The organism is Lawsonibacter sp. JLR.KK007 (assembly GCF_036941135.1).
Taxonomy (GTDB): domain Bacteria; phylum Bacillota; class Clostridia; order Oscillospirales; family Oscillospiraceae; genus Lawsonibacter.
In genome coordinates this window covers 808,010-831,230 of the sequence record NZ_JAYWSY010000001.1, presented here as the reverse complement: position 1 = coordinate 831,230, position 23,221 = coordinate 808,010, and the positions used below count along the sequence as shown (strand labels likewise).

The window sequence follows — 23,221 nt, the reverse complement described above, 5'->3', positions numbered from 1 at the left end:
GAGGTGAAAAACATGGATATGAAAAGAAAACTCGAACTTTTAGAAGCATGGGAAAACCGTCACCCGGAAATGGGCGTGATTTCCTTCCGATGCAGCGCAACGGACGAAATGTTTTTGGCGACCGCCACGGACATCCCCGCAAAATTCAATCGGATTCGCTTTCAACTCTCTGCCGGGAACTGCCCCAATAAGAGATTGCAGGAACTCTGGGAGCAATACGGCGAGGACGCCTTTGAACTCCAGGTTGTGAAACGCCTGGAATATGACGACCCCAAGGAAAATCACCAGGAAGAACTGGAAACGCTCTGTGAGTTGTGCCTACTCGAAAATCCGAACGCAAGGAGGTTTTGGAAATGAACGAAAAAATTGTTGTGGCCGCAAACGGTTACGACCGATTGGATGGCCGCAATGCCTATTACTCTGACCTGAAGCGCATGACGCTGGGCGCTCCCGCCTTAAAAGAGAATCAGGCCATGCAGATCGCGGCGCAGTTGTGGACGGCCCAGGAGGACGGCACACTGAAAATGAGTGCTGAACTTCCCATCCATCAGGTTTTTGACCTGATGATCGTTCTCAGCCGCACATTGCTGTACTTCAAGGAGGCATACCGGCTCCCGCTGTTGTATGACCCTGACAATCCCACCATTGAGCGGATCGGCTTGCAGGGTGAGGCGCTGCCGGTGTCCATCTGCGCAGAGAACCCGAACATCAACAAAGATATACAAGACTTCTCCCAGGCGCTGAACGACCTGGGGGAACTGACTGGAGAGCGGCTCAGAACGCTGACCAGAATACTGAAAGAATTGGAGTGTTATTGAAAATGGAACGGAACTATCTTCTGTCACCGGCCAGACAGTTGACAGAAGATGAACAGTCCCTTGTCTGGCAAAAACCCGCATCCCATGTAGAGAGTGAGGCGGAACGGCGTATCTGCGAAGCCGTCAAACGCAACTGGAACCGGGGCGAAATGAAAATCTCCACCATTCTTCTGGAAGGTGACGCCGGTTCCGGCAAAACACAGCTTGCGAAAGCATTGTCCGCCGACTTTGGCCTTCCTTACACAAAAGTGACCTGTTTCGCAGATATGGACAAGTCTGATGTGCTGGGAGCAATCCTGCCAGTGCTGTCTGAAAAGGACAATCAAGCGGGCGGCGTAGAATATCAGTATTACCCCTCTGAAATTGTGCGGGCCTATGAAAACGGCTGGCTTCTGGAGATCCAGGAGCCGACCGTGATCCGGGATGCGGCTGTTTTAATGGCGCTCAACTCCGCATTGGAGCCGGACGGCAGTATCAACCTGCCCACCCGTATTGTCCACCGCCACCCGGACTTTATCGCCGTCATTACCACCAACCGCAGCTATAACGGGTGCCGACCGCTGAATGAAGCCTTGCGTGACCGGGTGCAGCACTCTGAAAAGATGGACTTGCCCCCGATTGAAGTGATGATGGAACGTGCTTCTGAAAAGACGGCGTTCCGGGATACTGATGTACTGCGCACCTGCGCCGAAACGATTGTCCTGCTTGACCAGATCGCCAAAGCGAACGCAATCAAAGGCGTGGCTGGTATGAGATCGTACTTCTTTTGGATCGATGCCATTTCTCAAGGAACAAGCGCCGCAGAATCTCTATATCACAAGGTTATCTATAAAATGACCACCGACACGGATGAGATCGCCATTTTGGAGCAGGCGCTGACGAAATCGGGATTGAAAATGGCGCTTGAGGGGATTGAATGCCACCACGGCCAGAGCAACGGCGAGGAATTAGAAATTCCCGCCGATGGCTCTGACAATATATCTCCTGCATCCGCAACAGATACCCCTCCAGCGGTTGCCTTGAAGAAAACAGCCGATAGCGAGGGCCACACCAACGGCCAGTCAGAATCTGCGCTTGAAACACATAGCACCGATACCGGCGATGATGGAACCCCTATGTACCACGAGTTATCCCCGGAAGATCAGGCCCGCTTGGAGGAACAAAAGCAAGCCTTCCGCAAGCGGTTGAACCAGGAGGCCCGCGAGGCGGTAAAAGGTTCTGCCCATGAAAAAGTTGGTATGATTGTCCGCCGCCCCGAATCGACCCCGGAACAGCAGCGGGAATACCGGGAGATTGCATCCGCGCTTATGCCGGTCATTCAAGAATTGACCAGAAAAACAGAGCCGCTGCTGGAACATGAAATCGCCGCGGAGTTTGCAAAAAACCGTGTTTATGGTTCCAGATTCCATGCTGAAAAAGCCGCTATGCCGGACTTTCGGTATTTTTCAAAGAAGAATCCGCCTGACGAAAATCCTTCGTTGGCCGTTGCGCTGCGTGTTGACCAGTCTGCTTCTATGAACGCCTTTGGGCGGCTGGAAGCGGCAAAAGAAGCCGCTATTGCCGTCTGTGAGTTCTGTGAAGCCTGCGGTATCCCTGTGCTAATCTATGGCGATACCGCCGACCGCTCTCCACGGGAAAAGATGTCGATGTATGCTTACTTGGATTGGGAAGAACCTGCGCTAAACGACAAATACGCGATCATGTCCATGCAGGGTATCAGCAACAACCGTGATGGAATGGCGCTCAGAGTATTGTCCGAAAAGCTGACCAAAGCACCGCAGACAACCAAGCTGCTGATCAGTCTCAGCGACGGCCAGCCAAAGGCGATGCCGGACTATACCAGCAATTCTGCGGCGGAGGATATGAAACAGACAATAAACGAGTACAGCCGCAAGGGTATTATCTTCCTGGCTGCTGCGATTGGGCAGGATAAGGATGCCATCTGTGAAATCTACGGTCAGGATCGTTTTATCGACATGAGTGACCTCAAACAATTACCTATGCGGCTGGTTCAGATCATCGCACGATACTTGTAATGGGAAGGAGGCCAGCAAATGGATTGCATGAAAGTAGGAAAACTCATTCTCCAACTTCGCACAGAAAAAGGGCTGACACAAAAACAGGTTGCAGATCAGTTAAATATCAGCAATAAGACGATCTCAAAATGGGAGTGCGGCCTGGGGTGTCCTGATGTTTCCCTTTGGGAAGAACTGGCGAATGTGCTGGGAGCAGATATCCTCAAATTGCTTCAGGGAGAACTGACACCCAACCGCCCTGATGTGGGAAAAATGGATCGGATACAATTTTATGTCTGTCCTGTCTGCGGAAATATCCTCACCAGCACAGGGGCCGCTTCTATTGCCTGTTGCGGGCGTCAGCTTCAACCGCTGATTCCGAACATAGACGCCCCAAAACACACCCCGCAGGTAGAGGAAGTCGATGCCGAGTATTACGCCACTGTACAGCACGAAATGCGGCGGGAGCATTATCTCCTTTTCGCAGCCTGTGTAAATGATGACCGCGTTTGGCTAAATAGGTTTTATCCTGAACAAAGTCCCAATTTCCGATTTCCCAATATGCGAGGTGGCGGAAGTCTATATCTGTACTGCACGGAACACGGATTGATTAAGTATGAACTTGATGTTCTGCTGAATAAGGATAGGCGGCTCCCCGAAAAGCGCAGGGATTCCTATGAGCGGTAGAGGTTTTGAATGGATATTATGTCCCACTTGTGGATGTAAAACACGAACCAGGGTCAATAAAGACACAGAATTGCGTAACTTTCCTCTTTTTTGTCCAAAATGCAAAAGTGAGAGCCTTATCAACGTGAGCAAACTGAATATCACCGTTGTCAAAGAGCCAGTCGCGTAGACGCAGAGCCGATGAACTTGTGAGATTTCTCATAGTGCATCGGCTCTTTTTCTATGTGTCTGGACAAAGCTGGGGTACAAGCATTACCCCTCTGGCAATTCCTTTGCCTGATGTATCCCTTTCACGACTGCTTCAACGATAACAAGGTCTTTGTCACTCAGCCCGTCCAGCAGCGTATCCACGCGCCGCCGCATAGAACTTTTCACATTGTCCCTGTCCTTGAATATGTGCCGGTCAAGAGAAACGTCAAACATTTCTGCAAGCTGGAACAGCAAATCCACACTGGGGGTCTGCCCCTCGTTTTCAAGGGCCTGGATGTGCCGGGGAACGTAGTCGATGATCTCTGAAAGCTGTTCCCTGGTCACTTCCCTTGCTTCACGAGCCTGTTTGATGTCCTGTCCTATTGGCATGAAATCAAGTTTGAACTTCTTGCTTCGAGTTTCCATAAGCTCACCTCTGTATATTAGAAATGTCATCACTATTTTACAGATATGTAAGCACCAGTGAAACGAGTTATAATATCCTACTACAAGAGGTTAAATTTCTTGTTTGACTCGGCTAAAAAGAAAATAGCAAGCCCACCGAATAAAAAAAACGATGTTTTGGTGGGCCGTATTGCCATACCCTGAAATCTCTCCAACGTCGTTTGGACGTTTGGAGGGATTTTTATGTGCTGTCCACGATGGCGGCACCGCTCCACAATAGAAAAAGCGACCTCGCATAGAGTGTCATGGGCCAGCAAGGATGAATCGTCAAAAAAAGCCTTGCTTGCGCATGGCACTTTTCTACTTGTGAGGTAGCTGTTACTTCTCCGCTTTGGGGAGATATATTTTCCGGCAAGTGCAAAGGGCATAGTCTCTTTGCGCCTGCACATTTATGTTCGAGTGAACCGCCCACTGGCGCAGGGTGTCGAGGCCCGCCCTCCGATCTGAATTTCCACAAAATTCAGATCGGAGGTTAAACAGTGAAGAATTATCGCAAAAGCGATTATGCCCTTAATAAATTTAGCGAGGGCATTGTGTACCAATTTTCTGACGGGACTCTGGAAATCTCAATGGAGGATTATCTGCGGGATAACCCTGACAAAACGGAGGCGGACTTTTTGGAGCTGAAAGCCCTATCCGACGAGATTTATCTGGAACAGGTACGCCTTGAAACAGCCCAGGGGAACAAAACAGTCTCTATGACCGAGTTGGAGGATACTATCGCACATCCCGCCCCATCCCTGGATGATAGTTATATTATGGCCGATGAGAACCGCCGTATCAAATTGGCGGTGGACAAGCTGTTTCAGTATGGCAAGCTGACCCCAAAGCAGAAAGAGCGATTTGTCCGGCACTTTTTCGCCGGAGTATCCCTGCGGAAGATTGCCAGCGACGAAGGGGTACATTTTACATCGGTGGATGAGTGCATCCGCAGAGCGGTAGATAAACTCCGAACATATTTTCAGGAGATCAAATAGCCTTAAAGGGGGCTGCCGGCAATGGCAGCTCCCTTTTCACTTTGAAAGGTTTTTATAGAATTTTCAAATTTTACCCCTACACCTCCTTGTTTTGGGTGCATTAGGTGAAAGGCAACGAAAAGCCTTTCACCACAGTCGGCGCAGGCCGTCTAAGTTTGCACAAGGGGGTTAAGCATTATGAGCAGGACATACCTGCGGGGTGATATGTACTATGCCGACCTGGGTCGGGGCATCGGCTCGGAGCAAGAGGGGTATCGCCCCGTCGTTATCATCCAGAACAATAAGGGGAATAAACACAGTCCCACAGTAATCGTCGCAGCCATTTCCAGTAAGGTGGGGGTAAAGCCTAAGCTGCCCACCCACTACTTTATCGACGTTGAGTGCGGTCTTGAACGACCCTCCATCGTTTTGATGGAGCAGATACGAACCCTTGATAAGCGGCGGTTGACAAAATACATTGGTCGGTTGACCAAAGAGCATATCCAGGGTATGAACCACGCCCTGGCCGTCAGCGTTGACCTAATCTACACCCCGTTCCAATCCTTGAATATGGGCCTTTGCAGCCCCTGTGCAGATGCTCTTTCTTTAAGCGGGACTGGATTGGAGCATGATACTTGTTGCAATCATCCGACAGAACATGGGGGTGCGATCAATGCCTGACAAATTGCTGAAGCAAAGGATCGCGGAACTGAACGCCAACAACAGCGCACTCCCAGCAGTATCAGATGATAAAGAGAAGCGGACTTATTCAATCGAAGAAATCCAACAAATTCTTGATATAAGCCGGTCTACTGCCTATCTGCTTATCAAGCGCAAGCTATTCAAAAGCGTAAAAGTCGGAAAGCAAATTCGCATCTCAAAAAAGAGTTTTGACGAGTGGTTAGACACTTTTTAACTGTCAATGGTGCAAATCTGGCATATCTGTGGGAGTTGCACCTTTGAGAGTTTTGCATTTCTCCACTAAACTGTACCCATGGCAAACGCCTTGGGTGCAGTTGGCGGGGGACAAATACGGGCCTGCCCAAAGCAAGGTAGCCAAATCAATGAACAGGAGGTTGCTTACATAATGGATAAGACAAGCATCTCAGTCCCAACATTACAGCGAATGCTCGGCTTGAAAAAGGGAGCCGCTTACTGGCTGATAAAGCAGGGACATTTTGAAATCATCATTGTCGGAAAGAAAATGCGGGTCATGCTGGACAGCTTTGAGAAGTGGTACGCATCCCAATTCCATTACAAGAAAGTTGACGGCCCCGCACCGGGACAGAACTACGCCAACACTCTTTCAGCCGGTGAGGTCGGAGCCGTCCTCGGCATAGAGGGCAGTCGGCTATATGAGTTTCTGAAAACGGAACCTTTTCATATTACCTGGGTTGACGGCCACCCTCGTATTGACAAGCACAGTTTTGAGGAATGGGATAGGCAGCGGGCTATTCTCGAAACAACCTTTTCTGCAACGGAGGTTGCCGCTATGCTGGGCGTTCACCGCAACACGGTATATGGCTTGATTGCAAAAGGGCTGTTCAAAACCGAGCGATACAATGACCGTCCCCGCATTGACAAAGAGAGTTTCGAGGCATGGTATCAGGGCCAGAAGCGTTATCTGAAGGTCAAGGCCCAGAAGGAGGTCTGAAAATGGCAACGATCATCAAACGCAAGAGCAAATACTCAGTTGTCTACTATGTTGTAGACGAGAACGGCGTCAAGCGGCAAAAGTGGGAAAGTTTTGATACAAATGCCGCCGCCAGAAAGCGCAAGGCCGAAATTGAGCATCAACAGGACACCAACACCTTCATTGCCCCCTCTGCCCTGACGCTTTCAGACCTGTTAGATCAGTACGTCACCATCTATGGCGTCAACACCTGGGCACCCTCTACCTATGAGGGCCACAAGTCGCTGATCGACAACTACATCCGGCCCCTTATTGGGGATAGGAAATTGGATGACATCAATCCCCGGATGATGGATCACTTCTACAAGCAGCTCAAAACGGTCAAGGCCAAAGCCCGCCCCTACGGGGTAGCCAAAGATGGCTTCATCACGCCCCGGACGATACGGGAGATTCACAAGCTGCTCCGCAACGCCTTTAATCAGGCGATTAAGTGGGAGCTGATGGCCCGTAACCCCGTTCAAAACGCCACGCTCCCGAAATGCGAAGAACACAAACGGGAGATATGGGATGCCGAAACGCTGTTCCAGGCGATTGACCTCTGCGACGATGATCTTCTCAAACTGGCAATCCATCTTTCCTTTGCTTGTTCCCTGCGACTGGGTGAATTGCTCGGCCTCACATGGGACTGCATAGACATTTCGCCGAAGAGCATTGAAAGCGGCAAAGCCTATGTTTATATCGACAAGGAGTTGCAGCGTGTTTCCAGAGAGGCTTTGAGCCAGACGGAGGAACACGGTGTTAAGCTGAAATTTCCGTCTATCCTCGCTTGTCGTCATACCGTCCTCGTTTTGAAAGAGCCTAAGACAAAGACGAGTGTACGGAAGGTCTTTCTTCCCCGTGCGGTGGCGGAAATGCTGGTTGAGCGAAAAAAGGATATAGAGGAACTGAAAGAACTCCTTGGCGATGAGTACACGGACTACAATCTGGTCTTTGCGTCCACTTCCGGGACGCCCACCGAAGGCTCCACCATTAACCGGCTGTTCAATTGCATACACCGGACCAGCAGCTCCATCTGCACGGAATTTTAGCCCCACCCTGCCGGAAGGGAGCCCCACTCCACGAAAGTAAAGAAAGGGACCTGTATAATTGGCGTAGCACAGGAAACTGTGACTATATCAATTGGAGGTCCCACCATGCCAAACTATCTGGAGATCTTGAGACTGGATAGCCTCAACCACAGCCAACGAACAATCGAATCAACGGTACATTGTTCGCGGCACACCGTCCGCAGCGTTCTGCAAGCAGCAAAGGAGAAGCAAATCGCGTGGCCGCTGGATGATGACATCACCAACGCAGAGCTGGAGGAGATTCTGTTCCCTGGTAAGTATAAGAGCGGGTGCCGGTATGTGGAGCCGGACTATCCGTACATTCACCGGGAGCTGGCGAAGCCTGGGGTGACCATGGCGCTTTTGTGGGAGGAATACTGCCGGAAGTGCCATGAGGCTGGGGAAACGCCGTACATGAGCACGCAGTTTGGGGACAAGTACCGGAGGTGGGCGCGGGTGACGAAGGCCACCATGCGCATCCAGCACAAGCCGGGAGACGCCATGCAGGTGGACTGGGCGGGCGATACCCTTCCGGTATATGATCTGGTAACCGGTAAACAGAGCCCGGCGTACTTGTTCATGGCCGTGCTGCCGTGCAGCTGCTACACCTATGCGGAGGTCTGTGAGGACATGAAGACAGAGAACTGGCTGTCCTGCCACGTCCATGCCTTCCAGTATTTTGGCGGTGTGACACGGCTGCTGATTCCGGACAACTGCAAGACAGCCACTACGGCTAACACCCGATACGAGACTGTGCTCAACCGCAGCTACCAGGAGCTGGCCGAATACTACGGCACGGCAATCGTTCCGGCTCGCGTCCGCAAGCCCCAGGACAAGAGCGCAGCGGAAGCATCTGTGCGTTTTGCCCAGACATGGATCATTGCGGCGCTGCGTGAGCGGAAGTTCTTCTCCATCCGCGAGATGAACGAGGCCATAGCGGAAAAGCTGGAGGAACTGAACAACCGCCCGTTCCAGCGGATGGCGGGCACACGCCGCAGCGCCTGGCTGGAGGAAGAGAAACCGTACATGCTGCCATTGCCTGCTGTGCCCTTTGAAGCGGCTGTCTGGTCCGTTGCCAAGGTCCCCAACGATTATCTGGTATCTGACGGCAGGAACAAGTACTCTGTGCCGTACAACCTGATTGGCGAAAAAGTGGATATTCGTGTGACAAAGACTGCGGTGGAGGTATTCTACCATGGCAGTCGTGTCGCCAGCCACCGCCGCTTGCAGACGATCCAGCGCGAGCCGCTGGTAAAGCTGGAGCATATGCCGCTGGCGCACCAGAAGTATCTGACATATAACGCCGGCGATTTCAGCCGCTGGGCCATGTCTGTGGGACCCATGACGGAGAAGGTGATCCAACACTTCCTGACCTCCGGGACAGCCCCGGAGCAGGGCTACAAAGCCTGTGCCAGCCTGACAAAGCTGGGAGAGCGCTATGGCAGAGAGCGTCTGGAAAACGCCTGTGGGCGGATCCTTGCGTACAGCGCAGCGCCCTCTGTCCGCAACATTAGCAGCCTCTTGAAAAACGGCCAGGACCGGCCCGCGAAAGCAGCCCCGCAGGACAAGCCCAACGATTCCAACCGCTTCGGCATTACACGCGGAGCCTCCTATTTCCGGAAGGGAGGCGAGGGCTGATGGTACTCCAGGCAACCATTGACATGCTGGTTGGAATGAAGATGACCGCCATGGCGGCGGAGCTGTCCAGCCAATTACAGGACTCCTCATTCAATGAACTCGGCTTTGAGGACCGGCTGGGGCTGCTGGTGACTGCCGAGTGGAACCGCCGCCAGACCAACACGGTGAAGCGGCTCATTCACAACGCCCACTTCGCCGCCCCGTTCGCTGCGGTGGAAGAGATTTCGTACTACGAGGACAGAAAGCTGGACAAGGCTCAGATGCTGCGCTTCTCCACCTGCAAATTTGTGGACGAGGGCCACCACATCATCCTCAAAGGCGCTTCCGGCAACGGCAAGACATACATTGCCTGCGCCTTGGGCAACGCCGCCTGCCGCCGGTTCAAGAAGGTCCGCTATGTCCGTATGCCGGAGCTCCTCGACGAGCTGAGCATTGCCCGCAGCGGCGGCGAATTGAAGAAGTGTCTGGCCTCCTACAAGAAGGTGGATCTACTCATTCTGGACGAGTGGCTCATCCGGCCGCTCTCCCCCCAGGAGTCCTATGACCTGCTGGAAATCGTGGAGGCCCGCTGCCAGCGCTCCATGATTTTCTGCACCCAGTACCAGTCTGAGGGCTGGTATACACGCATTGATCCCAATCCTGACTCCGGCAGCCCCGTTTCCGAGGCAATCATGGACCGCATCATCCACAACGCCTATGAGGTCCTGGTTGAAGGCCGCGTCTCCATGCGGGAACGTAATGGCCTGAAGTCTTCCCGCGCCAAAGGCGCTGAGCAGGATGCCTGACTGCCCCTTCAATCCCTCCGATTCCCCCTGTGACCTTGAATTGGATTTGATGATCCTGCGTGAAGCGGAACGGGAATCCTTGGAAATCTTCTATGCCATGCGGGAGGAATTACACTTTTACCTGAATCGCACTCAATTACTGGAGACTGTTTTGACTGCCAACGGTATCCCCATCCCCGACTGCGATCACTGATCCCTGGCTCTGCCCGCCGCCTCGGCTGGCAGGGCCTTTCCTCTAAAACTGCTCGTGGAATAGTGGGGCTCCTTTCCGGCAGGGTGGGGCTAATACTCCGTGCAGACGGGGCTCTCGGTCCGGTATATGCATCAATAAGCTGATTTCCGAAAATGATCTGCCCAAAGTGGTATTTCACAGTATCCGTCACACCAGCACCACCTATAAACTGATGCTCAGTGGCGGTGACATCAAGGGCGTTCAGGGCGATACTGGCCACGCCCAGGCATCTATGGTAACGGAGCGGTATGCACACATCCTGGACGATAGCCGCCGCATGAACGCTGAGAGATTCCAGCAGCAGTTTTACTCTGGCCCGGTGAGTGAAGAACAGGCCGCACAGCCTGACCCTCTCCAGCAGCTTGACGCTGGCGAGAAACAGGCGCTCCTTATCAAACTCCTTGCCGAATCCCCGGAGATGGCAACTATGCTAAAATCGCTTGCACAAGTTATGTAATACAAAATTGGCATAAGAGGAGATCAGAAATGGGCTTTGCCATTCCTGATCTCCTCTTATATAACTTCAATATTCCTTCCTCTGCAAAGAGTAGGCTTGGAGTTATTAAATTGATACTGGAATATAAAAGGTTACTCTTCTATATCAATATAATCCTCCTCCATAATAATGCGTGGCTTAATCTTCCAAACTTTCTCTAAACCTTCGCAATATTGGGGGATATTAAGGTGTTGGCAGTAACGCAAAAACTCAATGATGGCATTCTGAACTCTGGAGTCTATCTGCATTTCAAGCAGAGGTCTAAAAAAACTATGCAATTTCTCGCATTTCTCAATCGGAATAACCTGACCCTTCACCTGATAAAATTTCTTTACCATATCAAAGTAAGAGTGAACTGAATAACTGTAACCGCGACTGTAGTTAGGGCTGCTAATGATATTTTCCATCTCCACGCAACCTAACTGAAAGTTGTCATCAGCAGAAATTCTTCTGTGCCTTAAATCATCCAATCCAATCTCCATACGATTTTTTGCAAGTGCGTGTGCGACTTGATAAGAATTTGGTCGAATATTTTGGGCATATAAAAACTGATTATTTGCCTCTGAAAACCTTCCTACAAGTTGGAAAGATAGACCATACTGAACTCGAAAATAGCTAATATCTGTGCAATATTTTTCAAGAGACACGAACAAGTGCTCTGTTTGATCGGGGGAAAGTAATGAATAATGGCGAATACGTTTTACACGTAAAGCTTTTTGAAATATTTCGTAAGCCTCACTCTTATCCCCTTCAGTGAATAAACCAATCGTATATCTCACAAGTTGATGAAGTCCTGTTTGTAAAGTATCGCTGGAGTGGAGGGTTAGAACTTCACCCATTAAACGGCTCCTAAGCAACTTTACATAGCCGTTTTGAACTTCCAAAATATCCGGGTAGCATTCAAGAAAGTCATCAGTCCTAAAGTTAGCGGCTTTTAGGGGAACCAATTGGGGAAGGACGTGTAAGGGAACAGCAGATATTCCGAGTTTTCCCAAACCAGCTAAGACATATAAATAATCATCATAAAAAGCGCTCCGATGCCTTTTGAACCAATCAGCATAGTATTCTCGGAAAAATTTCCCTTCAGAGCTGAAGTATAGAACGTTGATAATATCTTCTGCCTTTAGCATTTCATCTAATATCCGGTACATATTATTTGTCTCAGTCGGGTGTGTCATTGGACGACAACATTTCAAATAGTTATTCAACCTCTTCTTCACGCATAGCTTGTAAAAAATCTTAGCAGCGAATTCAGGAGTAATTCTTTCAGAAACTTTGAAATCCAGCCATTCGATTTGTTCTGGCAAGTTGAGAAGATTGTGGCTGCGTCCCATGTGGTTCTGCGAAGAATCTGTAGTAATAATAACCAGATGGTTAACAATGCTAAAATGCTCATTAGCGAATATAACAATATGCTCATATTGGTAAGCGGCGTTTTCTATAAGGAGTGCAACGTTCGATTCCTCAGGTAATCTGGATAAATACAGTGAAAGACTCTCATAGACATTATGCTCCATGTGAGGTATCTCAATAGTGATATAGCCGTTTTCTTTCAAATCCATTAAACATCTTTTGGCAACTACAGTTTTTCCGTTATATGGTTTCCCAAATAATGTAATAATAGTGACAGGCGCATGGCGTTTCAATGCATTTTGAATTAGCACTTTTTGGTTTGGATATATAATGTCCCACTCTCCAAAAAAGTCATCATATTGAACCGATTTCCCAGAATATATCTCACTCATGTAGTTTTCTTGGACTGGAAGCTCATCAACAAAAACTGCACCGCGTTCTTTTAGAAGATTCCGGTCATTTGTGGTTTGTACAATCTCTTCCGATACAAATGTGAGGAACATCTCTGTATCCATTTCAACCCAATGAAAATTATCTATATTTTCAATCTTATTTCTAAGGACAATATCATTGATTCTGGGAACCACAAAAAAGTAATGACAATCGCTGTTTTTATATCCTGCTGATTCATAAAGATTAAGAACAAAAGAAATATCACTTTCTTGGAATTCAGAGCCAAGGATTACCATATCCTTGCTCAAAAAGACATGAGCGAATTCTTTTAGCAAACAGTTGTTGTCGGATGCAAATTTTGAATACTCTTCATCATCGAAAACAAAACCATCTTGGGGAGAATGTATATCGCCGTGCAGCTTAATAAGCGTTTGTGTATGGGGCCTCCGTTCTCCGTTTTCCCTGTAATTCCAAACGCAAAGCGAAGTACCTGCATCAGCAAAAATATTCTCAACTAAGTCATCAATATTCAATGTAAAAATAGTGTCCCATGCGTAACTCCTTATTTTACATTGATATTGCTTCCCGCTAAGATGGCAACCAGAGAAGATATTGGACAAATATGTGTCACGAATTTCTTGACGATTTTCAGAACGAAGAATCGAGCATATTTTCCTTAAATCTTTTTTGTAATGAGAGACATTTTCTATATAAGCAGCATCCCTTGCTGGAGGGCACTCAACATAAAAATGGTTATACAGTTTTTCTGCTAATCCTGTTCCCAAGGGTAAATCATTGCCGCCCAAATTTTTCGCACCAAACGAAAAACCTGCACCTAACAGCAATGCAGCTGATCGCTGCAATAGACGTGTCTTTAAGAATTTTGAATCTTGGATAGACATTGTAACCTCCATTAGAAGATGAGATAGTATGAAAATCATTATAATGTGGTAATATCTGCAATTTCAAAAGGGAATAATGGACTTTTCACAAGATGTCCTCTTAATCAATCACATCCACAATCATCATAATTATGCCACAATTCGACAGTTAAAGCAATATATCTCTCAAATTCAATTTAGGGAAGCTACTTATCTACACTTGGCAGTTGCGATTCGAGTTAACCGATTATCATCTGCCGCTTTTGTACCTTCTCTGCTAATAGCTTGCTAATTACGACCACAAAAAACGATGAAAATCAGCAGAAAAAAGACATACATAACAAGCAGTGTAACAACGGTGAAATCCAGCAATATCAAGGGGTTCCCACGTTTTACTGTCACTGATAAACAGTGTATTGAAGCCACTCCTAAGCGGAAGGCCAGCGGTTCGAATCCGCTCGGGCGTACCACTTTTGCCGCAAACAACGCCGTTTGCGGCATTTTTCTACGCAAAAAGTTTCGCACAAAACCGTTGACATTTACAGCGTATTGCGAAAAATATAGCATTGGCACTGGCAAAGCACTTTGAATGTAGAAAGTGGAAACAATAGGATTAAGATAGTTGCGGGCGAGAACACAAAATTTGATATTGAAATTTCTATTCAGGAGGGAGAATTTAAGGAGTTAGGTTAAATAGGGCCTGCTTCGTAACCTCAAACTGCTTAGAAGACAAGCAATATGGGATGAAATATGGTAGAATAGGTGCAAGGGAATTGGGAAAAAGCAAGGAAAAAGCGTGCACTTATAGGGGGCGGAGTGGATGTATAAGGACAACAGTCAGCTTCGGATGGAAGATTTCATCTTTCCATATGGGAAACTGGACCCAGAAAACGATTGGGTGAAACTGGCGGCGCTGGTTCCGTGGGAGATAGCGGAGGAGCGGTATGCAGCGCGATTCGTGAACAATGGTCACCCGGCCCATCCGGCACGGATGGCATTAGGGGCGCTGCTGATTCAGCGGCGGCTGAAATGCAGCGACCAATGGCTGGTGAAGCACATTGGAGAAAACCCGTATCTGCAATATTTCATCGGCATGAAGGAGTACGGGCCGTGTCCGTTCGGGGCGTCCACGCTGGTGGCGTTCCGGAAACGGTTCAGCGAGGAGGACCTGGCAGCAATTCTGGAGGCGTCTGTCCCAAAAGCGGAGACAGGGAAACAGGATGACTCGGATGACGGGAACGATCCGCCTAACAGCGGGACATTGATTCTGGACGCCACATGCTGCCCCGCGGACATCGCCTATCCTCAGGACATCGATTTACTCAACCAAGTGCGGGAGAAAGCGGAGAAAACGGTGGACGAGCTGTGTAAAGCGGCAGGACAGAAGAAGCCCCGGATGTACCGCAAGCGCGCCCGGAAGGACTATCTCCGTCTGTCCAAAAGCAAGAAGCGCAGTGGGAAAGCAATCCGTTCCGCGATACGCAAACAGCTGCAATACATCCGCCGGGATATCAGGTACATAGCTGAATTGGTTCAAAAAGGTGCAAAATTGTCTTCAAAGCAGGCGGACCGCCTGAATATCATGACTACTGTCTACGAGCAGCAGCGCCTCATGTTTGAATCCGGGACCCACAGCATTCCCCGGCGCATCGTCAGTCTGGCCCAGCCCTGGGTCCGGCCCATCGTTCGGGGAAAAGCCCACGCCAATACCGAGTTTGGCTCAAAACTGCATATCAGTCTGGTGGATGGCTATGCCAGGATCGAACGGCTGGACTTCGAGCCCTTCAACGAATCGGAAGACCTCTGGCGGGCGGTGGCTCGGTACCGGGAGCGCTATGGCTGTTACCCGGAACGTATCCTGGCGGACAAAATCTACCGCAGCCGCCAGACACTGGCTTTTTGCAAAGAGCATGGTATTCGTCTGTCCGGTCCGGCCCTGGGAAAGCCGCCAAAAGCTCCCGGCCTGTCCCGTCAAGCAAAGAAACTGGAGTATCAGGACAACTGCGACCGCAATGCTGTGGAGGGTGTTTTCGGGACGGTCAAGACCGCTTACGGCCTGGACCGCGTCATGGCACGCCTACAGGAAACCGCTGTCTGTGTGATTGGCGTTGCACTGCTGCTCTCAAACCTTTCCTTATCCCTGAGGGCCGCTCTCGCTCTGTTTTGCCTTATGCTTCTGCTGTTTGTCTTGCCGAGGTTGCGGAGCAGAGCCTAAATATTAGAATAACTGTCAACTATTACCACAATTACAACCGAATAGGTAACACAGCGTCAGAGCGTATAGAAACTAGTCTATGCGCTCTATTTTTATGTAAAGGAGCAGAGAATATAGCAGAAACCAAAACGAGCAACAGCCCCACAGTTTCAAGAGAAAGTTGGGGAATACCACTTACACCGTCAAAGTCCACCACCGAGGCGTAATCATCGGGGTAATTGCGCTGGATATAGTGGAAGAAGTAGTTTTTGGGTCCGGCAGAAAATTTTGTGTAAAAGCAGACAAGCTGTAGTCAAGGAAACAGGAGCAAATCAGAGGATTTCCCGGGTTGGACACAACCCGGCTTAACTCGGCTTATCCACCTGTGTTCCAAGCGGGGAGACGGTATGCGCGCGCAGCGTGAATGCCGTCTCCCTGCCTGGAAACACTAAGGGGAAGTCGGGTTCAGGCGGTCTGGTGGTCCTGGAACATGAGCTGGAGCTGGGACAAAACCATGTCCCAATTTCGACATCTGGCAGTCCAGTGCTCGACAATTTTCCTGCTGGCCAGGTAGAGCATCTTGCGCAGGGAATCGTCGTTGGTGAAGCTGGGCTTGTTTTTTGTGATCTGGCGGAACTGACGGTTCAGGCCCTCAATAATATTTGTCGTGTATATGATTTTCCGAATCTCGGTGGGATATGCGAAAAAGGTACTCAGAATATCCCAGTTTTCCTCCCAGCTTTTGACGCAGGAGGGGTACTGCTTCCCCCACTTTTCTTTGAATGCCATGAGATTTTCTAGAGCCTCATCCTAGGTGACAGCGGTATAGACCTTCTTCAAATCCACCATCATCGGCTTGATGTCCTTATAGCCGACAAAGCGGGTGGAGGAGCGAATCTGATGGACGATGCACCGCTGTACCTGGCTCTGGGGATAGACCGCCCCAATAGCCTCCACGAAACCCTTCAAACCGTCCACACAGAACAGATAAACATCCAAAACTCCCCTGCTTTTGAGGTCGTTCAACACATTCAGCCAGAATTTGCTGCTCTCATGCTCTCCGATCCACACGCCCAGGATGTCCTTTGTGCCGTCCATGGTGATGCCCATAACCACATACGCCGCCTTGGTTTGGTACTGGTGATTTTCCTTCACCTTGTAGTGGATGGCGTCCAGGAACACGAACGGATACACCACCTCCAGCGGCCGGTTCTCCTCCGCGCTAAGAGCCGCCGCTATGCGGCGGTTGCGCTCTGTACGCTCGCCTGCGGGCAAGTGTGCCATGCCGCAACCTCCGGCATGATCTTCTCGCTGATATGGACAAGACCACAAATTAAACTATGAAACGGGCTGCTGACATTTTGCACCTGCACTATGAAATAACCGCAAAAAGGGGCTGGAAATCACACTAATGCGTGCTTTCCAGCCCCTTAGCACATTTTGAGAATTAGCCCTTAAAATCGCTTCTTCAATTCCTCAATCCAAGTTTCAATCGTTTCAGCCAAGACAAACTGCTGACGCAAAACCGCTATACCGATTTCAGGAACCTCCGGCGCATTTTCTTTTTCCCGAAGGTTTTCTTCCAGATAGCTTTTCAAATCCTGCACATTTTTTTCAATGCTGTCAATGCAAGTTTTTTGCATTTCCAAAGGAACACTGTCCAGATTTACAATCACAGCATTAAAGTCCAGAAACATACGGATAGGCTGGGCGGAAAGCTCTCCCATGAGCCGTTCAAATTCCTGTTCACCGCTGTCTGTCAGCGAGTAAACTGCCTTTTCCGGCATATTATTCTCCCGCACAGGGACACTCTGGAGCAGACCTTTTTCTTCTAACTGAATGACCTTTTTATAGACGGAAGGTGTGCTGATTTTTACCCATTTTGAAATGTTGCGGTATTCCACCAGCTTTTGAATGTCGTAGGCACTCAACGGCTGCTTTTTAAGCATCCCAAGGACAATCAAATCTATTGTTGCCATGAAGATTTCCCCTTTCGCACTTGACAACTACTATAAATTATAGTAGTATGTGTTGACTGACGGCTACTATAAAGTATACTACTTCACATTACACTGGCTGTCAAGAGAAAGGAGCAATTTATGGATGGAAACAAAAAAATGGCGCTTCTGGGGAGTGCGCCAATTCCCAAAGTTCTCCTGGCACTGGGCATCCCAACGATGATTGGTATGCTCATTAACGCCCTCTACAATTTGGTAGACACCTATTTTGTAGGCGGGCTGGGAACCGGCCAGATGGGCGCGGTCACGGTTGCCTTTCCCCTGGGACAGATTGTTGTTGGCCTGGGCCTGCTGTTCGGAAACGGCGCTGCCGCCTATCTGTCCAGGCTGCTGGGCCGGGGCGACAAGGACACGGCGAACAAGGTAGCGAGTACAGCCATATACAGCGGCGTTTCGATTGGGGCAATCGTGATCCTATTCTCTGTCATCTTCCTGGAGCCGATTTTGGAACAAGCCGGAGCAATCGAAAGCGTTATGCCCTATGCAATCACCTATACCCGCATCTATATCGTGTTCTCCATTTTCAATGTGTTCAATGTCACCATGAACAATATCGTTTCCAGTGAGGGTGCGGCGAAAACGGCTATGTGTGCGCTGATGGCTGGTGCGGTACTGAATGTAATTTTAGACCCTGTTTTCATCTACGCGCTGAACCTCGGCGTAGCTGGCGCGGCGATTGCAACAGCGATTTCCCAAATCGTTTCCACATTGGTTTATGTGTGTTACATACTCCGGAAAAAGAGCGTATTCAGCTTCAGCATTAAAGAATGTTGCTTTGCAAAAGAGATTATGTCCGAAATTTTGAAAATCGGTATCCCTACGCTGATTTTCCAACTTCTGACCAGCCTTTCCATCAGCATGATAAACAGTGCCGCCAAGGAATACGGAGGCTCCGCACTGGCCGCCATGGGGCCGGTCACAAAAATCATGTCAATGGGGACACTGATCGTTTTTGGTTTTCTGAAAGGATTTCAGCCAATCGCCGGATTTAGCTATGGAGCAAAAAAGTTTGACCGGCTGCGGGAGGCTATCAAAACTGCTATCCTTTGGTCTACCGCCTTTTGTGTAATTTTTGGTGTTATTGCCGCTGTATTCTCTACGCAGATTGTATCCCTGTTTACAAAGGAAGACGCAGAGATGGTTCGTGTCGGTTCGATTGCTCTACGGGCAAATGGACTTTCTTTTGTCCTTTTTGGTTTTTACACAGTCTATTCCTTCCTGTTCCTTGTGATGGGAAAAGCCGCAGAGGGCTGCATCCTCGGCGCCTGCCGTCAGGGAATTTGTTTTGTCCCTGCTATTCTGATACTTCCAGCGGTTTGGGGATTAAACGGTGTTCTCTACGCGCAGCCGATAGCAGATATTATTTCAGCGATTGTCACTGTAGTTATGGCGGTTCGTCTGCACAGAGAATTGCGGATAGCAGGACCCCAGGTTTCCACTCCACCCCAGGATCATTGATAACATAAGGTGATGCAAATGAACGCAACACAAAATTATTCTCACTGGATATATGCAGCTCATGCGTTCCGATATCCTCTGGGCGCAACCTCTGATACGGCCTGTAGCCCAGAAGTTCATATCTGACAAATTTTTGGATCATGACGATTTTATAGTCCACCGTGCAGGATCTTCGGGCAATTCGGCCAGGCTCCCCTTCTTCATTCAGCGTCCAGAACGGCATGGCAGAAACCCGGTTTACTCCAAAGTTTTTCATATAGTCCCTGTAAAGGTCGCTTCTCAGGATATAAAATGGAATCCCACTGCTCCGACAGGCTGCCTCAATAAACTTGACCTGTTCCGGGACCCACGCTGGTTCGATGCCCAGGTCGCAGTAAATAATGGCGTCATATCTCGGCACCTCGGTATGTACGATCTCGCCCCTGGTCTGCTCACACGAGATCAAAGCCAGTGCGGTACTCTGCATCCCTGCTCCGCAGCTTAGTATTTTCATCAATTAGTCACCTCACAGACATCCGCGGGGGGCAGCTATACGCTGGTCCCCCGCAGTTAATTTTTACTGTTTTACGAAATAGTACGGAATACCGGCCTGAAAGGGGTAGAGTGTAAATGTATCATCCCCCCCACACTCTCATGGCGTGGCCACCACAGTTCTTTCTGATGATGACCCTCTTCGACTTTGCAAAGAGGTGCTTGATATGGTCGGCACTGTACCTGCTGTTGAGTTCTACAAGCTGGAAAATGTACGATTTCTCAGTTTCCTTTACCTCCATGACAATGGAGTATTGGGATAAAAAGTTGTCGTTGTTTTCTGCCTTATAGCGCCCCGGCGAAAGCATCGTGCTCAATCGTCATTTCCCTCCTCGTCTCCGTCCATTAGATGGTAGCTGTTATAGTAGACAGTCTCATCACTCTCTGCGCAATAGACACCGATGCACAGTTCATGGCCAGGCTCCTTCTCTAGGCTGTACTCCACGAAACACACGCGGTCTTCTGTGCCATCAGCAGCAATAAGGTCGATATTGATACACGGATACGCAGGTTCCGGGTGGGCGGTTGCCCGCAGAACCGTCCCATCAGGCAGGGACAGCGTGCATGTCTGCGGCGCTTCAATAGCTGTACTGCGCCGGCTGGTCGTAAATGTGACTGGCACAAAACCGCAGACCACACATAGATAGTGCAAACCTTCCAGTTGGACGATATCGCCCACCGACAGGCTGCGGCTGCAGTACCCGGTGGGCAGGGCATTATTGAAGATGGAAAACACCTGCTCCAAAATCACATATGTCCGCCGCTCCGCTTGTAACCGCAGTCAGCGCAGCAGAAACTGCCTCGCCGCCGGTCACAATGAAATATTTTGCATCGGCGCGGCTTGGGTATCATCGCTCTGTTCACTGTTCAGCACATCCTTTGAATGTTTTGACTGGTCATGCCGCAGGAGTTATAAGTACGCTGCCGCTTTGCTCTGTAAAACGATGGGAAAGGGCTCAGCATACAGTTTCTGCTCCTTTTCATCCGCAAAGCTCCGCTGATCAGGGAGCCTGGGACAGCGGCCGGAGGTATGCATGAAATCTCGGCGGCTTCTTTGGTGTTTGCCCAAGCACCGGCACTCGGTGTCCTTGCATTGGCCGCACTCAACTTTGCCAGATAGCGGCGGGAAATAGGGACTGCTATTTTGCTTTTCACTCATTTTGTGTTCACTCCATTTCTGCAGGATTTGTTTTGCCTGATGTTTCACAGACGGGCCTATATATAAAGCGCATGAGCAAAACTACACCTCCGATAATAAAATAAGCTATTTCTTCAAGTTTCAATTTTTAATGCAGTCTCTCATGCAGTTTACAATTTATGCCTTGTATTGTCCTCTGACTTTCCTATATAATTTGGACGAACGCTACCAAGCTCAGGAGACACAAGTATGGATAAAATTCTATTGCTGGAAGACGATGTGAGTCTGATTGATGGACTGACCTATTCCCTGCAGCGGCAGGGTTACGAAATAGACGTTGTCCGGACGGTCGCTGAGGCGCTTGCGCTTCTGCCCAACCTCAGCCAGTATGTTCTGCTGCTTCTGGATGTCACTCTGCCGGACGGAACGGGGTTTGAAGTCTGCGAACGGGTCAGGGCGCAAAATCAGCGGATCCCCATTATTTTTCTGACCGCGTCCGACGAGGAAGTCAGCATCATCCGCGGTCTGGACAGCGGCGGTGACGACTACATGACCAAGCCGTTCAAGCTGGGCGAGCTGTGTTCCCGCATCCGGGCGCTGCTGCGCCGGGCCGGTGTGGCCAAGCCGGCGTCATCGGAGATCATCCAATGCGGTGACACCCAAATCGACCTTCTGGGAAGCCGGGCCTACCTGGACGGCAGGTCCTTGGATTTGACCGGCGCGGAATACCGCCTGCTCTGCCTGCTGGTACGCAACGCCGGCCGCGTTGTTACGCGGGACACCATCCTCAGCGAGCTGTGGGACGACGCCGGAAATTATGTGGACGGCAACACCCTGTCTGTTTATGTGCGCCGCCTGCGGGAGAAGGTGGAGGCTGATCCCTCCCACCCTCTGCATCTGCTTACGGTCCGGGGCTTTGGCTACCAATGGAAAGAGGTTTCGCCATGAGCTTTTATCAAGACAGGCAGATTAGAACCTATGGACTCTTTCTGGCGTGTTTCTCCCTCTGTATTGTCGGTATGGGGCTGCTGCTGAGTATGATCCAAGTGGAACTGGCAAAGGCCAGCTATCTGTCTCACAACGCGGCTATCGCAACTGCCCTTTTTGAGCAGGATATTCCCAGCACGGTCATTGCCGCTGCGCTCACAAGTGCAGAAATCAGCGAGGAAGGAACGGCTCTGCTCGCCATGGCGGGCGTGGATGCCACGGCCGAAAGCAGCCTGCTGCCATTCCATGCACAGCTCCAGCGTACCAGTATTGCCGCCGCCCTGGGTATGGCCATACTGCTGGTCATTGCCCTCCTTGCCGGAACATGGGTGTTCTTTTCGGCGCGGAAACGCTTGTACTGTCAGGCGGACCGAGCCGTCAGCGGCTATCTTTGCGGGGATTACTCCCAGCACTTGCCCCGAAGCAGCGAGGGTGCAATTTATCAGATATTTGCCCAGGTGGAACAGCTGGCAACCATGCTCCAGGCCAAAACAGAAACCGAGCATCAGGCCAAGGAATTCCTCAAAAAATCTATATCGGACATCTCCCACCAGCTCAAGACGCCCTTGGCTGCCCTTACCATGTATCAGGAAATCATTGCGGATGAACCGGAGCATCCCGATACGGTGCGGGAATTTTCCGCCAAAATGTCCGTTTCGCTGAAGCGTATGGAATATCTGATTCAAGCCATGCTGAAAATCACCCGGCTGGATACGGGGAATATCGTGTTTGAGAAGGACTGCCTCAATGTCGCTGCGCTAGTATCCCAATCCATCCGCGAGCTGACGACCCGGGCGGAGCGCGAAAGCAAGCAGATTCTCGTTGATGGAGATGCCAGACAGCAGCTGGTATGTGACAGGGACTGGACCTGCGAGGCCATCGGCAATATCGTGAAAAACGCTCTGGACCACACCGGTCCAGGCGGAACCGTGCGCATCCATTGGGAGCATACCCCTGCCATGCTGCGTATTTTCATTACAGATAACGGCAGCGGCATTGCTCCGGAGGATATCCACCACATTTTCAAGCGGTTTTACCGCAGCAAGCGCTCTCTGGACACCCAGGGGATCGGGCTGGGGCTCCCCCTGGCAAAGTCGATTATAGAGGGGCAGGGCGGAATTATCGCCGTGCGGAGCGATCCGGGAATCGGCACAACCTTCACCCTCTCCTTCCTTACAGAACTGTAAGCTGAAATTCACCTGATTGTAAGCTGCCTCTGCTATACTCAAGTTCAAGGAGGCATTTGCG

Annotated in this window: 24 protein-coding genes and 1 pseudogene; 18 read left to right on the top strand and 7 right to left on the bottom strand. The window is 50.0% G+C overall.

The genetic code is table 11. From position 1 onward, the window contains the following. Positions 1–12 precede the first annotated feature (12 nt). From VV088_RS04710 to VV088_RS04690, 5 genes are read left to right on the top strand one after another with little or no spacing between them, the layout of a single operon-like run. The gene (locus VV088_RS04710) at positions 13–357 is read left to right on the top strand and encodes a GIY-YIG nuclease family protein (protein WP_334599619.1); all 345 of its coding nucleotides are present in this window, start codon (positions 13–15) and stop codon (positions 355–357) included. Further along, positions 354–818 (top strand): DUF6530 family protein, encoded by a 465-nt coding sequence (locus tag VV088_RS04705; RefSeq protein WP_334599618.1) that lies wholly within the window; start codon positions 354–356, stop codon positions 816–818. Before VV088_RS04710 ends, VV088_RS04705 begins: the two co-directional genes overlap by 4 nt. A 2-nt stretch (positions 819–820) precedes the next feature. Then, positions 821–2,854: an AAA family ATPase gene (locus tag VV088_RS04700; protein ID WP_334599617.1), complete on the top strand. Its 2,034-nt coding sequence runs from the start codon at positions 821–823 to the stop codon at positions 2,852–2,854. 18 nt (positions 2,855–2,872) lie between these two features. Then, the gene (locus VV088_RS04695) at positions 2,873–3,520 is read left to right on the top strand and encodes a helix-turn-helix domain-containing protein (RefSeq protein ID WP_334599616.1); all 648 of its coding nucleotides are present in this window, start codon (positions 2,873–2,875) and stop codon (positions 3,518–3,520) included. After that, complete coding sequence (locus VV088_RS04690; protein ID WP_334599615.1) at positions 3,510–3,689, top strand: cysteine-rich KTR domain-containing protein; 180 nt, start codon at positions 3,510–3,512, stop codon at positions 3,687–3,689. The genes VV088_RS04695 and VV088_RS04690 overlap by 11 nt, the downstream gene beginning before the upstream one ends. An 83-nt stretch (positions 3,690–3,772) precedes the next feature. On the opposite strand, the gene VV088_RS04685 is transcribed toward VV088_RS04690, so the two are convergent. Next, positions 3,773–4,135, bottom strand: a complete 363-nt coding sequence (locus VV088_RS04685) for a helix-turn-helix transcriptional regulator (protein ID WP_334599614.1) — start codon at positions 4,133–4,135, stop codon at positions 3,773–3,775. Positions 4,136–4,653: 518 nt separating this feature from the next. Between VV088_RS04685 and VV088_RS04680 the strand changes: the two genes are divergently transcribed. From VV088_RS04680 to VV088_RS04640, 9 genes are all read left to right on the top strand, one after another. Continuing rightward, on the top strand, positions 4,654–5,151 hold the full coding sequence (locus VV088_RS04680) for an RNA polymerase subunit sigma-24 (RefSeq protein ID WP_334599613.1): 498 nt from the start codon (positions 4,654–4,656) through the stop codon (positions 5,149–5,151). 177 nt (positions 5,152–5,328) lie between these two features. Continuing rightward, the gene (locus VV088_RS04675) at positions 5,329–5,811 is read left to right on the top strand and encodes a type II toxin-antitoxin system PemK/MazF family toxin (RefSeq protein ID WP_334599611.1); all 483 of its coding nucleotides are present in this window, start codon (positions 5,329–5,331) and stop codon (positions 5,809–5,811) included. Next, positions 5,804–6,046, top strand: coding sequence for a helix-turn-helix domain-containing protein (locus VV088_RS04670; protein ID WP_442913111.1), 243 nt, complete (start codon positions 5,804–5,806; stop codon positions 6,044–6,046). The genes VV088_RS04675 and VV088_RS04670 overlap by 8 nt, the downstream gene beginning before the upstream one ends. Before the next feature lie 171 nt (positions 6,047–6,217). Next, the gene (locus tag VV088_RS04665; RefSeq protein WP_334599609.1) at positions 6,218–6,784 is read left to right on the top strand and encodes a helix-turn-helix domain-containing protein; all 567 of its coding nucleotides are present in this window, start codon (positions 6,218–6,220) and stop codon (positions 6,782–6,784) included. Positions 6,785–6,786: 2 nt separating this feature from the next. Then, on the top strand, positions 6,787–7,851 hold the full coding sequence (locus tag VV088_RS04660) for a site-specific integrase (protein ID WP_442913110.1): 1,065 nt from the start codon (positions 6,787–6,789) through the stop codon (positions 7,849–7,851). Positions 7,852–7,956: 105 nt separating this feature from the next. After that, entirely contained in the window at positions 7,957–9,507 is a 1,551-nt protein-coding gene (istA, locus tag VV088_RS04655) for an IS21 family transposase (protein WP_161845261.1), read from the top strand. Further along, positions 9,507–10,292, top strand: a complete 786-nt coding sequence (locus tag VV088_RS04650) for an ATP-binding protein (protein ID WP_334598923.1) — start codon at positions 9,507–9,509, stop codon at positions 10,290–10,292. Before istA ends, VV088_RS04650 begins: the two co-directional genes overlap by 1 nt. Continuing rightward, entirely contained in the window at positions 10,285–10,485 is a 201-nt protein-coding gene (locus tag VV088_RS04645; protein ID WP_334598924.1) for a hypothetical protein, read from the top strand. Before VV088_RS04650 ends, VV088_RS04645 begins: the two co-directional genes overlap by 8 nt. A gap of 166 nt (positions 10,486–10,651) precedes the next feature. Further along, complete coding sequence (locus tag VV088_RS04640) at positions 10,652–10,981, top strand: hypothetical protein (RefSeq protein ID WP_334599608.1); 330 nt, start codon at positions 10,652–10,654, stop codon at positions 10,979–10,981. 131 nt (positions 10,982–11,112) lie between these two features. Here VV088_RS04640 and VV088_RS04635 read toward each other — a convergent pair whose 3' ends face one another. Further along, positions 11,113–13,668 carry an SIR2 family protein gene (locus VV088_RS04635; protein ID WP_334599607.1) on the bottom strand — a complete coding sequence of 852 codons (2,556 nt, stop codon included), beginning with the start codon at positions 13,666–13,668 and terminating at the stop codon, positions 11,113–11,115. 799 nt (positions 13,669–14,467) lie between these two features. Between VV088_RS04635 and VV088_RS04630 the strand changes: the two genes are divergently transcribed. Further along, positions 14,468–15,862 (top strand): IS5 family transposase, encoded by a 1,395-nt coding sequence (locus VV088_RS04630; RefSeq protein WP_289964698.1) that lies wholly within the window; start codon positions 14,468–14,470, stop codon positions 15,860–15,862. 444 nt (positions 15,863–16,306) lie between these two features. On the opposite strand, the pseudogene VV088_RS04625 reads toward VV088_RS04630, so the two are convergent. Continuing rightward, a pseudogene (locus VV088_RS04625) lies at positions 16,307–17,083 on the bottom strand (IS256 family transposase); the annotation flags it as partial. 212 nt (positions 17,084–17,295) lie between these two features. Continuing rightward, a complete protein-coding gene (locus tag VV088_RS04620; protein ID WP_334599606.1) occupies positions 17,296–17,820 on the bottom strand; it encodes a PadR family transcriptional regulator in 525 nt (174 codons plus the stop codon). A 120-nt stretch (positions 17,821–17,940) separates the two neighbouring features. On the opposite strand from VV088_RS04620, the gene VV088_RS04615 reads away from it, so the two are divergent. Next, positions 17,941–19,317, top strand: coding sequence for an MATE family efflux transporter (locus VV088_RS04615; protein WP_334599605.1), 1,377 nt, complete (start codon positions 17,941–17,943; stop codon positions 19,315–19,317). Here the strand turns inward: VV088_RS04615 and VV088_RS04610 are convergent. The 3 genes from VV088_RS04610 to VV088_RS04600 all read right to left on the bottom strand — a co-directional run bounded on the left by VV088_RS04610 (position 19,244) and on the right by VV088_RS04600 (position 20,599). Beyond that, positions 19,244–19,810 carry a hypothetical protein gene (locus tag VV088_RS04610; protein ID WP_334599604.1) on the bottom strand — a complete coding sequence of 189 codons (567 nt, stop codon included), beginning with the start codon at positions 19,808–19,810 and terminating at the stop codon, positions 19,244–19,246. The two genes, VV088_RS04615 and VV088_RS04610, sit on opposite strands and share 74 nt — an antisense overlap. Before the next feature lie 121 nt (positions 19,811–19,931). Further along, positions 19,932–20,165, bottom strand: a complete 234-nt coding sequence (locus VV088_RS04605; protein WP_334599603.1) for a hypothetical protein — start codon at positions 20,163–20,165, stop codon at positions 19,932–19,934. Further along, entirely contained in the window at positions 20,162–20,599 is a 438-nt protein-coding gene (locus VV088_RS04600) for a hypothetical protein (protein ID WP_334599602.1), read from the bottom strand. Before VV088_RS04600 ends, VV088_RS04605 begins: the two co-directional genes overlap by 4 nt. Before the next feature lie 636 nt (positions 20,600–21,235). On the opposite strand from VV088_RS04600, the gene VV088_RS04595 reads away from it, so the two are divergent. Beyond that, a complete protein-coding gene (locus VV088_RS04595; RefSeq protein WP_334599601.1) occupies positions 21,236–21,934 on the top strand; it encodes a response regulator transcription factor in 699 nt (232 codons plus the stop codon). Further along, positions 21,931–23,160, top strand: a complete 1,230-nt coding sequence (locus VV088_RS04590; RefSeq protein ID WP_334599600.1) for a sensor histidine kinase — start codon at positions 21,931–21,933, stop codon at positions 23,158–23,160. Before VV088_RS04595 ends, VV088_RS04590 begins: the two co-directional genes overlap by 4 nt. Positions 23,161–23,221: the final 61 nt, after the last annotated feature.

What these genes read in the sequence shown, in the direction of transcription:
- VV088_RS04710 (WP_334599619.1), top strand. Translation starts at nt 13, where the DNA reads ATGGATATGAAAAGAAAACTCGAACTTTTAGAAGCATGGGAAAACCGT.
- VV088_RS04705 (WP_334599618.1), top strand. Translation starts at nt 354, where the DNA reads ATGAACGAAAAAATTGTTGTGGCCGCAAACGGTTACGACCGATTGGAT.
- VV088_RS04700 (WP_334599617.1), top strand. Translation starts at nt 821, where the DNA reads ATGGAACGGAACTATCTTCTGTCACCGGCCAGACAGTTGACAGAAGAT.
- VV088_RS04695 (WP_334599616.1), top strand. Translation starts at nt 2,873, where the DNA reads ATGGATTGCATGAAAGTAGGAAAACTCATTCTCCAACTTCGCACAGAA.
- VV088_RS04690 (WP_334599615.1), top strand. Translation starts at nt 3,510, where the DNA reads ATGAGCGGTAGAGGTTTTGAATGGATATTATGTCCCACTTGTGGATGT.
- VV088_RS04685 (WP_334599614.1), bottom strand. Translation starts at nt 4,135, where the DNA reads ATGGAAACTCGAAGCAAGAAGTTCAAACTTGATTTCATGCCAATAGGA.
- VV088_RS04675 (WP_334599611.1), top strand. Translation starts at nt 5,329, where the DNA reads ATGAGCAGGACATACCTGCGGGGTGATATGTACTATGCCGACCTGGGT.
- VV088_RS04670 (WP_442913111.1), top strand. Translation starts at nt 5,804, where the DNA reads ATGCCTGACAAATTGCTGAAGCAAAGGATCGCGGAACTGAACGCCAAC.
- VV088_RS04665 (WP_334599609.1), top strand. Translation starts at nt 6,218, where the DNA reads ATGGATAAGACAAGCATCTCAGTCCCAACATTACAGCGAATGCTCGGC.
- VV088_RS04660 (WP_442913110.1), top strand. Translation starts at nt 6,787, where the DNA reads ATGGCAACGATCATCAAACGCAAGAGCAAATACTCAGTTGTCTACTAT.
- istA (WP_161845261.1), top strand. Translation starts at nt 7,957, where the DNA reads ATGCCAAACTATCTGGAGATCTTGAGACTGGATAGCCTCAACCACAGC.
- VV088_RS04650 (WP_334598923.1), top strand. Translation starts at nt 9,507, where the DNA reads ATGGTACTCCAGGCAACCATTGACATGCTGGTTGGAATGAAGATGACC.
- VV088_RS04645 (WP_334598924.1), top strand. Translation starts at nt 10,285, where the DNA reads ATGCCTGACTGCCCCTTCAATCCCTCCGATTCCCCCTGTGACCTTGAA.
- VV088_RS04635 (WP_334599607.1), bottom strand. Translation starts at nt 13,668, where the DNA reads ATGTCTATCCAAGATTCAAAATTCTTAAAGACACGTCTATTGCAGCGA.
- VV088_RS04630 (WP_289964698.1), top strand. Translation starts at nt 14,468, where the DNA reads ATGTATAAGGACAACAGTCAGCTTCGGATGGAAGATTTCATCTTTCCA.
- VV088_RS04620 (WP_334599606.1), bottom strand. Translation starts at nt 17,820, where the DNA reads ATGGCAACAATAGATTTGATTGTCCTTGGGATGCTTAAAAAGCAGCCG.
- VV088_RS04615 (WP_334599605.1), top strand. Translation starts at nt 17,941, where the DNA reads ATGGATGGAAACAAAAAAATGGCGCTTCTGGGGAGTGCGCCAATTCCC.
- VV088_RS04610 (WP_334599604.1), bottom strand. Translation starts at nt 19,810, where the DNA reads ATGAAAATACTAAGCTGCGGAGCAGGGATGCAGAGTACCGCACTGGCT.
- VV088_RS04595 (WP_334599601.1), top strand. Translation starts at nt 21,236, where the DNA reads ATGGATAAAATTCTATTGCTGGAAGACGATGTGAGTCTGATTGATGGA.
- VV088_RS04590 (WP_334599600.1), top strand. Translation starts at nt 21,931, where the DNA reads ATGAGCTTTTATCAAGACAGGCAGATTAGAACCTATGGACTCTTTCTG.